This window comes from Luteolibacter ambystomatis, from assembly GCF_018137965.1.
Lineage (GTDB): Bacteria > Verrucomicrobiota > Verrucomicrobiia > Verrucomicrobiales > Akkermansiaceae > Luteolibacter > Luteolibacter ambystomatis.
The window spans coordinates 2,945,607-2,957,529 of sequence record NZ_CP073100.1; the positions used below are offsets into that span (position 1 = coordinate 2,945,607).

8 protein-coding genes are annotated in these 11,923 nt (G+C 63.1%); 5 read left to right on the plus strand and 3 right to left on the minus strand.

Annotation, left to right across the window (positions count from 1 at the left end; all coding sequences use genetic code 11):
• Nucleotides 1–35 precede the first annotated feature (35 nt).
• The 4 genes from KBB96_RS11165 to KBB96_RS11180 are packed head-to-tail and all read left to right on the plus strand — an operon-like array spanning nt 36 to nt 2,385.
• Nucleotides 36–851: a thymidylate synthase gene (locus tag KBB96_RS11165; RefSeq protein ID WP_211629497.1), complete on the plus strand. Its 816-nt coding sequence runs from the start codon at nt 36–38 to the stop codon at nt 849–851.
• A gap of 6 nt (nt 852–857) precedes the next feature.
• The gene (locus tag KBB96_RS11170; RefSeq protein WP_211629500.1) at nt 858–1,220 is read left to right on the plus strand and encodes a hypothetical protein; all 363 of its coding nucleotides are present in this window, start codon (nt 858–860) and stop codon (nt 1,218–1,220) included.
• Entirely contained in the window at nt 1,220–1,687 is a 468-nt protein-coding gene (locus tag KBB96_RS11175) for a dihydrofolate reductase (protein WP_211629502.1), read from the plus strand. Before KBB96_RS11170 ends, KBB96_RS11175 begins: the two co-directional genes overlap by 1 nt.
• 11 nt (nt 1,688–1,698) lie before the next feature.
• The gene (locus KBB96_RS11180; RefSeq protein WP_211629504.1) at nt 1,699–2,385 is read left to right on the plus strand and encodes a GYF domain-containing protein; all 687 of its coding nucleotides are present in this window, start codon (nt 1,699–1,701) and stop codon (nt 2,383–2,385) included.
• 145 nt (nt 2,386–2,530) lie between these two features.
• Here the strand turns inward: KBB96_RS11180 and KBB96_RS11185 are convergent, their stop codons facing one another.
• Nucleotides 2,531–3,760, minus strand: a complete 1,230-nt coding sequence (locus KBB96_RS11185) for a competence/damage-inducible protein A (protein ID WP_264176972.1) — start codon at nt 3,758–3,760, stop codon at nt 2,531–2,533.
• A 31-nt stretch (nt 3,761–3,791) separates the two neighbouring features.
• Nucleotides 3,792–4,187 (minus strand): ribosome silencing factor, encoded by a 396-nt coding sequence (gene rsfS / locus KBB96_RS11190; RefSeq protein WP_211629508.1) that lies wholly within the window; start codon nt 4,185–4,187, stop codon nt 3,792–3,794.
• Nucleotides 4,188–4,421: 234 nt separating this feature from the next.
• On the opposite strand from rsfS, the gene KBB96_RS11195 reads away from it, so the two are divergent.
• Entirely contained in the window at nt 4,422–11,195 is a 6,774-nt protein-coding gene (locus KBB96_RS11195) for a hypothetical protein (RefSeq protein WP_211629510.1), read from the plus strand.
• Between the two features lie 35 nt (nt 11,196–11,230).
• Here the strand turns inward: KBB96_RS11195 and KBB96_RS11200 are convergent, their stop codons facing one another.
• On the minus strand, nt 11,231–11,824 hold the full coding sequence (locus KBB96_RS11200; protein ID WP_211629511.1) for a trimeric intracellular cation channel family protein: 594 nt from the start codon (nt 11,822–11,824) through the stop codon (nt 11,231–11,233).
• Nucleotides 11,825–11,923: the final 99 nt, after the last annotated feature.

The window sequence follows — 11,923 nt, forward strand, 5'->3', positions numbered from 1 at the left end:
TTGCGTCCAGCCCCGGAATGGCGGATTCTCTCCCCATGCGCCAATACCTCGATCTGCTCCGCGATGTGTTGGAAAACGGCGAGTCCCGCTCCGACCGGACCGGCACCGGCACGCTTTCCATCTTCGGCCACCAGAAGCGCTACGATCTCCGCCAGGGCTTCCCGTGCCTGACGACCAAGAAGCTCCACCTCCGCTCGATCATCCATGAGCTGCTGTGGTTCCTGAAGGGCGATACGAATATCTCCTACCTGAAGGAAAACGGCGTCACCATCTGGGACGAGTGGGCGGACGAGGACGGCGATCTCGGCCCTGTGTACGGCCAGCAATGGCGCGCGTGGCAGGCGGGGGATGGACGCACCATCGACCAGATCCATCTGCTCATCGATGGACTGATCGGCAATCCGCACTCGCGCCGCCACATCGTCTCGGCCTGGAACGTCGGCGAGATCCACCGCATGGCGCTCCCGCCCTGCCATCTGCTGTTCCAGTTCTACGTCCACGAAGCCACGGAGGAAGGCGGGAAGAAAGGCCTGTCCTGCCAGCTCTACCAGCGCAGCGCGGATCTCTTCCTCGGCGTGCCGTTCAACATCGCCTCCTACGCCCTGCTCACGATGATGATCGCACAGGTCTGCGGTTATGAGGCGCGCGACTTCGTCCACACCTTCGGCGATCTCCATCTCTACAGCAACCATCTTGACCAGGCGAAGGAGCAACTCACCCGCGAGCCGCGAGCCCTGCCGAAGATGTGGATCAATCCGGCGGTGAAGGACATCGATGCCTTCACCTACGACGATTTCCGCCTGGAGAACTACGATCCGCATCCCGCGATCAAGGCCCCCATCGCCGTCTGACCGGCCATGTTCCGCTACGAACACCGCCGCCAGCGGCCGATTTCCCGCACGCTGTTTCTCCGGCGCATGCTGCATTCCGTGGCGTTCGCGTTCGGCAGCGTGGCCGTTGCATTGTTCGTGGGCATGCTCGGCTACCACGTGCTGGAAGGCCTGCCGTGGGTGGATTCGTTTCTCAATGCCTCGATGATCCTCGGTGGCATGGGGCCGGTCGATCCGATGAAGACGGAGGCCGGGAAAATCTTCGCAGGCCTATATGCGCTGTTTTCCGGATTGGGCTTCATCGGTCTGGCCGGTTTGCTTTTCCTCCCCGTCGCACACCGGCTGCTGCACAAGTTCCACTACGAAGACGACGAAAAATCCTCCTCCTGATGACCCGTCCCCGACTTACCGCCGTCGTGGCCATGACGCCCGACCGCATCATCGGCCGCCATGGCACCCTGCCCTGGCATCTGCCGGAGGACCTCGCCTTTTTCAAGCGCACCACCAGCGGTTATCCCATCGTGATGGGCCGGAAGACCTATGAGTCGATCGGCAGGCCGCTGCCGAAGCGGCGGAACATCGTGCTCACGCGGGACAAGACATGGAGCGCGCCAGGCGTGGAGGTGATCCATGCACCGGACGAACTACTAGGACTATCCGATCTCGGTGGCGAGGTGTTCATCATCGGCGGAGCGGAGATCTACGCGGCCTTCATGGACATCACGGATGCGCTGCTGGTGTCCCATGTGTTCGAACGCCATGAGGGCGACACCCGCTTTCCGGAATTCGAAGAACGGTTTCCGAATGCCACCGTCGTGGAAACGCACGAAACGTTCGAGGTCAGACGTCATTTCTAACAAAACCCTTCATGCGGATTCACATCGGCAAAGATGGCACCCAATCCGGGCCTTTCACCAGGGAGCAGGTCCAGGCCATGCTGGCCACCGGCGAACTCCGCGGCGATGAACTCGCATGGACGGACGGGCAGGCGGACTGGGTCCCACTTTCCACGCTCGTACCAGTGACCCGGGCTTCTGCGGATCCCGCGCCCTACAATCCCTATGCTCCTCCGGTGATCGGCGGCGTCCCATTGACGTCCATCCATCAACCGGGTACCGGCCCATCCGGCATCGGCGGCTGGCTGTTGTTCTACTGCATCGCGCTGACCATCCTGAGCCCGTTGCTCTCGCTGGCTCAAGCGGTGGGAACGGTCGGCGTCTGGGAAAAAGTACCGGCACTCCGTAACGCCCTGCTCGTGGAAACCGGCGGCGTACTTCTGCTGGTGGCATGCGGCGTGGTCGTCGGCATCCTCCTGTGGATGCGACACCCGCATGCGCTGAAGATTGTCAAAGCCTTCCTCATCGTCCGGCTCTGCTCGTTCATCGTGATCGAAGTCGTCGCGCTGCTTCTGATGCAGGATCTGGGACCGAAGGTCTTCGAAGCCGGTATCGGCGGCGGGGTCGGAGCCACGATCCGCGAAGTAGCCTATTTCCTGATCTGGTGGTTCTACTTCAAGAAGTCGGTGCGCGTGGCGAATACGTTTCCGTCGGCATAGCGGCCAATGTGGTCGGAAGCTCCGCTTTCCATCCGTGGACAGATGGAGAGGCGGGGTGAAAGTCGAAGGACGGACGACATCGCCCCCCCCGAAGAGGGAAAGCGGAGCTTCCCCCTACATTCTGAAAGCGAAGCTTTCAGCCACGTCACAGTGCCAGCTTCCGCACTCCGTCGAGCGCGGCCTGGCTCACGCCGAGCTTGAAGTCCTTGCGGTTCCGCAAGTGGATCTGGCGGAGCGCGATCGTGTGCCCCCCCTTGACCGCCCAAGCCAGCCAGACGGTGCCCACCGGCTTGTCCTCGCTGCCACCGCCCGGTCCGGCGATCCCGGTGACCGCCACGGCCACATCCGCGCCGCTGACACGCAACGCCCCTTCCGCCATCGCCCGAGCCACCGGTTCACTGACCGCGCCGTGGAGTTTCAGCAGCTCCTCCGGCACACCGAGCACATCCCGCTTCGCCTCATTGGCGTAGGTCACGAAACCGTGCGTGAAAATATCGCTCGATCCCGCCACGTCCGTGATGCGGCTGGCGATGAGGCCGCCGGTACAACTCTCCGCCGTGGCCAACTTCCAACCACGTGCGCGGCACAGCTTCAAAACGGCCTCCGGCAACGACGTGCCATCATCGCTGATCAAAAACTTGTCGAACTCATCCAGCGCGATCTTCCTCCCGGCCTCACGCGCCGTTTCATCCCCGATCAAGCGCAGGTCCACCTCGCCGATATGCGCGCAGTAGCCGTATTCCAAGCCCGGCACCATGGCGAGGCGGGCATCGATCGCCTGGTTGAAATCGCTTTCGCCGACTCCGGTGAATTTCAACTCCAGCGCACCCGCTGCGGCTTCCACTCCGGCCAATGCACGCAGGCGCGGCACCACTTCCTCACGGAACATCGGATGCAGTTCGCGCGGTGGGCCGGGCAGCAGGAACACCGCGGCATTCCCCTTCCCATTCAAGCGCGGCGGCACATACACGCCGGGCGCGGTGCCATTCGGATTCGGCAGCACATCCGCGCCCACCGGCACCAGCGCCTGCTTGCGGTTCGAGTCCGCCATCGCCTTGTTCCGTGCCGCGAAAAACGCCTCCAGCGACCGGATCGCCGCCTCATCGGTCATCAGTTCGATCCCCAGCACCCCGGCGGTGATCTCGCGCGTCAGATCATCGCTGGTGGGGCCGAGGCCGCCGGTGACGATGACCGCATCCGCACGCGAAACGGATTCCGACAACGCCTCACGAATCGCCTCGCCATCCGGCACGGTGGTTTGACGCTCGATCCGCAAGCCCAGCTTGAAAAGTTCCCGGCCGAACCATGCACCGTGGGTATTGAGCGTGTTGCCGAGCGTCAGCTCGGTGCCGGTGTTGATGACTTCAATGCGCACGTGGGAACAAGAGTCCCAAAGCCCGGCGCGATCAAGCCTTGGCCTCGGGACCGTCAGATGCCGGAGCTTCCGGTTCGTCCTTCCACAGCACTTCCTTCGCATCCCCCCACAGCTTTTCGAGGCCGTAGTAGTCGCGCAGTTCGTCGTGCATGATGTGAACCATCACATCGATGTAATCGAGCACCACCCAGCGGGTGTCGGCCTTGCCCTCGGCATTCGCGGGGCGGGAGCCGGTCCATTCCTCCACATGGGCGGACACGTCGCGCAGGATCGCGCGCAGGTGCGGCATCGAGGAGCCGGAGCAGACGATCATGAAGTCGGTGAGATTCGACACGCCGCGCATGTCCCAGACGCGGATATCCTCCGCTTGGATCTCATCCGCCGCCTTGGCGCATGCCTTGGCCAGTTCCAGTGCTTCCAGTGCCATGAGTCGATTTCCCCGCTCGGGGGGCGGGATCCTAGGGGCGAACGGCGGATTGGCCAACCGAAATCGGAAAATGGCTCTGCGTACGTAGTTCCGCCTTCAGGCGGGCGGAGTGGAAATCCTTTTCCCGATGCGGCTTCCCGGTTCACCCGTGCCGGGAGCATAGGCTTTTCCCAAAGGAGCAAAGGAACCGTTCGATCTTCCCCTTTCTGCAACGCCCGTCTAATCAGATGGATCATGCGCCCCGCCCTCATCGCCCTGGCTCTGTCGATGCCCCTTTTCGCCGCGGATCTGGAGTTCAAGGAACGCTTCGCCGATCCCGCCACCCGGACCGAATCCCTCGGGCGGCTGGTGCCGGAGACACGGGACTGGTATTTCTACCGGGCTCTGGACCACCAGCTCAACGGCCGGACCAAGGAATGTGAGGCCGTCCTGACGGAATGGCGCGCCGCGATCGACCGCAAGGAACGACCGGTGGAAAGTGCGGGTCTGGAGGAATTGGAAAACCGTGCCCTGCTGCTGGCGTGGCCGGCCAACCCGGACAAGGCCGCCGACGATCTGATCCGCCATCTCGGCCTGGAATTCAATGACACCCGGCCGGATGCGAAGGCCGATGAAAAGCTCCCATCCACCCTGCCGCCGGAGTCTGTTTCCCGGGAAGTCTTTGAGAAGGAAGCCGCCGCCCAATATCCGGATCGCCCATGGGAGGGCTACAGGCAAGACCCGCTCTACGCGGAACTGGACAAAGGCCCGGGCATTCCCGAGGCGGAACGCCGCTGGTTGCTTTCGCATCTCGCCCGCGCCGACCACCCGGCCATTCCGGCGTTGATCGCTGCGGAACTCGCCCCCTCATCCCAGCGCCCGAAAGCAAACCTGCCCGAGTCCATTCCTCTCGCGGCCTACCTCACCGTTGCCCAAATGAAGGAGCTCATGCGTCTGGAGCCACGGGTGAAAGGCCACGAAAAGTTCGTCCTACGCTATCTCGCCGCAGTGGCCCCGGCGGACAATGCCGGATTGCTCACGGACGTCACCGTCCGCGCCGACTATGCGAAACGCTGCCTCGAATTCACCGCCACGCTGCCTCCCGCCCTCGCCTCCCTGCACCTCGCCGCACTGAGGGCGCATCTTTCCTACCAGCGCGATCTGGGCAACTATCCCCAGCGCGATTTCCTGGAGTATCTTGAGATGCCACGGCAGTCCCATCCGCTGCTCCGCAGCGATGCCGCCAAGGGAATTCCGGAAAACGACCGGTTCTTCGAAGCCACCCGGCTCACTGCCACGACGAATGATTCCGAACTGATTCCCGCCTACCTCGATCACTTCCTCTCCTCGGCGGACTCCGCCGCACCATTCGCGCCGTTCATCGAGGAAAAACGATTGGCCCTCTACCACGCGGAGGCCCGCCTGCTGGCCGGGGCCGATCCGGCGAAATGGTCCGCCGCACTCGATCCGGGGGCTTTCCGGGATCTGCGGGATCTCACCACCATCACCTTCGCCCCGGGCCAGCCGCAGCTTCTGGCAGCAGACGCCCAGGTGAAACTCAAACTGGTCCTGAAAAACACTCCGGAGTTGCTCGTCCGCATTTATCCGCTGGATCTCGCGGCCTGGTATTCCACCCATGCCGAGCAACCCTCCAGCAGTCTCGACCTGGATGGCCTGGTGCCGGAGCGGGAAATCCGCATGACCTACGCCCAGGCTCCGCTGGTGCGCCATCAGGAGACCATCGATCTGCCGGATCTGAAAGGGCGTGGCATCTGGATCGTGGAAACCGTTTCGCGTGGCGTGGCCGCCCGTGCCCTCATCAGCAAGGGCAAGCTCCTGACCACCCCCGAGCGGATCGACGGCGGGTTCGTCGTGCGCGCGTTCGATGAAACCGGGAAGCCCGCAACCGATGCCACGCTGCATGTGGACGGACAAGCGCTGAAGCCGGATGCGGACGGCCGTATGATCGTGAAGGCCGGCTTCAAGAGCGACAAGCCGCACGCCTACGTCACGGGAGCCGGTCTCGCCGCCCCGATCGCCCTCGACCTCACGCCCTCCACGCCTGTTCTGGACGCACGCTTTCACGTGGATCGCGAACAACTCATTGCGAACCAGAAGGCCACGTTGCGGATGGCGCTCGCTCTGACGGACCACGAGGTGGAGCTGCCGCTGGAACGCCTGCAGAACCTCACTCTCACCCTGGGCGCGAAACTCGGCGATGGCGTGACGACCCAGCGCGTGATCTCGGACGGGCTGAAACCCGCGACGGAGCAAACCGTGGACTTCCTGGTCCCACCGGATGCCCGGACCATCAGCCTGCGGCTGACGGCAAAGGTCACTCCCACCACGGGTGGCGAGCCGGAGAATCTCTCCACCGAACGCGAGTTTGCGATCAACGGCGTGCTGGATACCGACAAGACCGGCGTGGCACTCCTTTCGCAAACCACCCGCGGCTATCGTCTGGATCTGCGCGGTCGCAATGGCGAGCCGCTCGCCTCCAAGGCGGCGCAGGTGAAATTCACCCACCGCGACTACACCAAACCGGTGAGCGCCTCACTCCGCACCAACGGCGAAGGGCAGGTGGAATTGGGGTCGCTCACTGGAATCGAGACCCTGGTGGTAAGCGGAAACGAGATCGAAGATACTTCCTTGGATCTGGAGAGCCTCCGTCATTCCGGCCCCGATTTTGCGGAGGCCATCACCATGACACCTCATGACACCTGGCAGCTCCCGGTGGACACCGGTGCCGGTCCTGTGGACCGCCTTCGTTTCCGCCTCATGCGCAGGCAGGACGACAAGGTGGTGGAAAACGCATCCGATCACCTTTCTGTGGAGAAGAACCAGTTGGTGGTGCGTGCCCTCCCGGTGGGCACCTACGCTCTCTATGCGGACGACCGACGATGGACCATCACGGTACTGTCCGGTCCGCTGGTTTCCGGTCCCGGGCGCGAAGACCTGATCTTCGGGTTCACTGGTATCGAGCACCGGCAGATGCCCGTTCTCCCCTCCATCGTGAAAAGCACGCTTTCCGAAAAAGCGTTGGATCTGGAGCTCACGGGATTCACACCCGATACCCGGATCACGCTGGTCGGAGTGAGGTTCCTGCATCCGGGGGATTCATGGAATGCGTTGATTCCCCACCAACGTCCGCGGCGCGGCTACCACGATCAGACCTTTCAGGGCTGCTCATATCTCACGGACCGGAAGCAGGACGATGAGATGCGCTACATCTTCGACCGCCGCAGCGCCACCGCCTATCCGGGTACGCTGCTGCCACGTCCGGGCATGCTGGTGAACCGCTGGACGGCACAGGAAACCACCACCCGTGAGAATGCCGCCAGGCTGGGGGATGAAGGCCGCATCACTTCCGACGGCGTCCTGGGTATGGCCAGCGGGAACAACAAGTTGTCGCGAGGGGCCGGCGGTAGTGCCGTTCTGTCGGACCGCGCCGCCATGGACTTCCTCGCGAGCAACTCCGTGGTCCGCTATTCCATGAAACCGGGGCTGAAAGGTTCCTTCCAAATGCCTCTGGATGACTTCCGCACCTGCCAGTCGATTCATGTCGTGGTGACGGATGGCTCGTTCATGAGCCGCACGATCATACCGCTGCCACCGTCCTCGCCTCCGCTCCGCGACCTGAGATTGAACCGGCCACTCGATCCCACGAAGCACCACACCGGCACGCGCGGCGCGGCGTTTCTCGCCAGAGGTGAAGAAACCGCCATCGACAACATGCTGGATGCGGACTGGCGCGCCTTCACCACCTTGGAGGAGGCTTGGTCCTATCTCGCCGGTGCCACGCCACAGTCGGAGCACGGCCTCTCAGACCTCGCCTTTCTCAAGGATTGGTCGGAATTGAAGGAAACTGACAAGCTCGCCGCCCTCAATGAATCCTCCGGCCACGAGCTGCATCTGTTCCTGTTCCGCAAAGACCGCGCCTTCTTCGACAAGTTCGTGAAGCCGCGCCTCGCCGAAAAGATGGAGCCGACCTTCATCGACGACTATCTGCTGGAACGCGATCTGACTTCCTACCTCCGGCCCTATGCTTGGGAAAAACTCAATGCGGCGGAGAAAGCCCTGCTGGCCCACGCCCTGCCTGCCGCCCGCGAACGCATCGCCACGGATCTGCGCCAGCGCTGGGAACTGGACCGCCCGGATGCGGATGCGGAAAACAATCTGTTCCTCGCCACCTTGCGCGGACAGGGGCTGTCAGAGACGGATTCGCTGGGGCTCGCGAGGAACGCCCCGACGTCGGGTGCGACCGTGGATCAGGTATTGTCCGAGCCGAGGGTGACGGGAGCCTCCTACATCGGCCAGAAGCTCCGGGCCATCATCATCCCGTCGATCGATTTTGAAGATATGACCTTGGAGGAGGCGGCGGAACAGCTACGCCGAAAATCGAGGGAGTTTGACACCGTCGAAATCGACCCAAGCCGCAAGGGAGTGAACTTCGTGGTCCGTTTTCCTTCTGGAACTCCACCCGAGACGCGGGAAATGCGCATCAAAAAGCTGCAACTGCAAAATGTCCCTCTGGGAACGGTCTTGAAATACATCTGCGGTTCCTCACGCCTCTGCTACAAGGTGGAGGAATACGCCGTCGTTTTCACGGCCTTGACCGAAACCGGCGAGGACTTCTTCACGCGTTCATTCACCGTGCCTGACGGTTTCAGTGCCATGCTGGAAGGAAACGAAGCGGCGGCTCCCGCCGACCCGTTCGCCGCGGCATCCAGTTCCAGCAGCTCGCAGAACAGGCTGTCCGCCCGCCCCGCCATCTCGGAACTGCTGAAGAAAGCCGGAGTGCTGTTTCCGGATGGAGCCACCGCAACCCTGGTGGGAAACAAACTGTTGGTCACCAGCACGCCCACGGAACTCGACAAGATCGAGCAGTTGAACGAAGCACTCGGCGTCAAGGAAGCGCCGGCCGATCCCTTCGCCGCGCCGGATGCAACCACCTCCTACAAAAGCGCACTGATATTGCCTCCACCCGTCCTCAATCCGGACACCACCCGGGTGTGGCGCGAATCGAATTACTACAAATACCGTGGTTCCACGGACGAGGAATTCATCCCGCTCAACCGCTTCTGGATCGACCTCGCCTCGTGGGATGGAAAAGGCCCGTTCCTCTCGCCCCATTTCAACGAATGCATCCACAACGCGAACGAAGCCCTGATGTGCCTCGCGCTGCTGGACCTTCCGGAACACGCGGACAAGCCCGAAGTCCGAGCCGAGGCCGCGAAACTGCACGTGAAGGCCCGCGCACCGATGCTGCTGTTCTACAAGGACACCCGCGAGACCGACAAGGTGGCGAAGGACGCGCCGGTGCTGGTGCGGGAAACCCTCCACCGCCTCGATGAAAGCCACCGCACTGTGGAAGGCCGCAGGCAGCAGGCCAGCCTCGGGGACAAGCTGGTCGCAGGCGAGCACTACGGCATCTCGCTCGTCATCACGAATCCCTCCGGCGACGAGCGCCGGGTGGACGTGCTCGCGCAGATTCCCGCCGGAGCCATGCCATTGAAGGGACTGCCGGTGACCCTCTCGAAAACCGTCACGCTGAAACCCTACGGCGTGGAGAACCTCGAAATGGCCTTCTATTTCCCCGCCCCGGGGGCTTTCACGCTCTATCCGCTGCACGTCACGGAGGGAGACACCGTGCTCGCCCACACCGAGGCGCGGAAACTCCAGGTGGATGCGGAAGCCGCCGCGCCGGACACGGCCTCATGGCCGGTGCTCGCGCGGGATGGCACCAACGAGCAGGTGTTGGAGCGACTCCGCCGCGACAACCTCCACACGCTGGATCTCGATGAGATCCTGTGGCGGCTCCAGGACAAGGCCTTCTTCACCACCGTCACCGCCCTGCTGCGTGAACGTCTGGTCTTCTCGATGGGAGTTTCCGCCTACGGGTTCAAGCACCGGGATGCCATCGCCATCCGCGAATGCCTGGAGAACTCCGAGATGACTGGGAAATCCGGAGGCTGGCTGACATCGCCGCTGCTCGACATCCGCCCGCAGGTGCATCTCGACTTCGAGACATTGGAGTTCGATCCGCTGGTGAACCGCCGCGCACATCGCTTCGCCGAAAATCCGAGACTGTCGAATCAGGAGGCCGCGGAGTTCCAGGAAAAGCAGCTCGACCTGCTGGCGTGGAAACCCGCGCTGGATGATGGCGACCAACTCCGCCTGGCTCTGATGCTCCAGCTTCAAGATCGCACCGCCGAGTCGATCGAACGCTTCAACAAGATCGACGCCGCCAAGCTGCCGGGCCGCACGGCCTACGACTATCTCCATGCGGTGCTGCTCTTCGCGATGCAGAAACCGGACGACGCCCGCGCCATCGCCCTGCGCTACGCCGATCATCCGCTGGCGCTGTGGCGCGGTCGCTTTGCCGAAGTGGTCTCACAGGCGGACGAGATCGCCACGCTGGCAAAGGGACGCCCCGCGGCCGCCACACCGGACAAAAAAGAGATGGAGCCCTCCTTGGAAATCGCCTCCAATGCCGATGGCGCGTTGCAATTGAAACATCGCGCGCTCAAGCAGACGCGCCTCCAGCTTTTCCATGTCGATCTGGAAGTATTGTTCTCGAAGGACCCGTTCCTCAAGGGCGGCATGAACGCCCTGCCTCCGATCCGCGCGAACGAAACCCGAGAGGTGGCGCTTTCCGACAACGGCGAAACCCGCGTGGAATTGCCGGAGTCCTTCCGCCACGGCAACGTGCTCGTCGCCGCGGACACCGGCACGAAGCAGGTGCTCCGGGTGCTGGACAGCCGCGCCATCGATCTGCTGCGCAATCCGGCGGAGCGCACGGTGCAGGCACTCGATGCCAGCGGCAAGCCGCTGGTGAAGAGCTACGTGAAGGTGTATGTCGAGAAACGCGATGGCACCACCGCCTTCCTCAAGGACGGCTACACCGACCTGCGCGGGAAGTTCGACTACCTCACCCATTCGTTCGATCCGGAAATCCGCATCAAGCGCGTGGCCGTGCTCGTCATCCACCCGGATGCCGGGGCGAAGACGATGGTGTTCGAGCCATGACTGGGAGTGGCGGTCCGAAAGCCACCACTCCTTGATCACACCTCCGATTGATTCAACGAATAGCGGATCGCCAGCAGGCGGATCGTCACCACCACCACCGTCGCCAAATAGAGCCCGAAATCGGGATTGAGGCCAAGCCGGTCCAATCCCAGCAGCACCGCACCGCCGATGATCCCGGCGGTGGCGTAGATTTCCTTGCGGAAAATCAGCGGCACCTCCGCTCTCACGATGTCCCGCAACACGCCGCCGAACGTTCCGGTGATCACGCCGAGCGCGATGCACGCCCACCAGGCGAGACCATGGCTCTGTGACACCCGCACGCCGATGGAGACGAACACGCCCAGCGACACCGCGTCCACCACCGAGACCGCGCGCCGCATGCGGCACCACAGGGGTTCCGCCAACCACGCCACGATCGAAGCAAAGGCCGCTACCCCGAGGTAAGCCGGATCCCGCAGCACCACCGGCGGCACGTCTCCGATCAAAAGGCTGCGCAAGGTGCCGCCGCCCACGCCGGTGATCACGCCGACCACAAAGGTGCCGAACCAGTCCATGCCCTTCTGACGGCCCGCCAATCCGCCCGAGACAGCGGCGACGAAAACTCCGATGAGGTCCAGCAAATACAACATGTCACCCTCGGCCTAACGCCCCGCGGCCTCCCGTGCAATCCTTCATCCATCATGGCCCGCGTTTGTTGGAGCCACTTGCTTTCAATCCCGGGGTGGCGT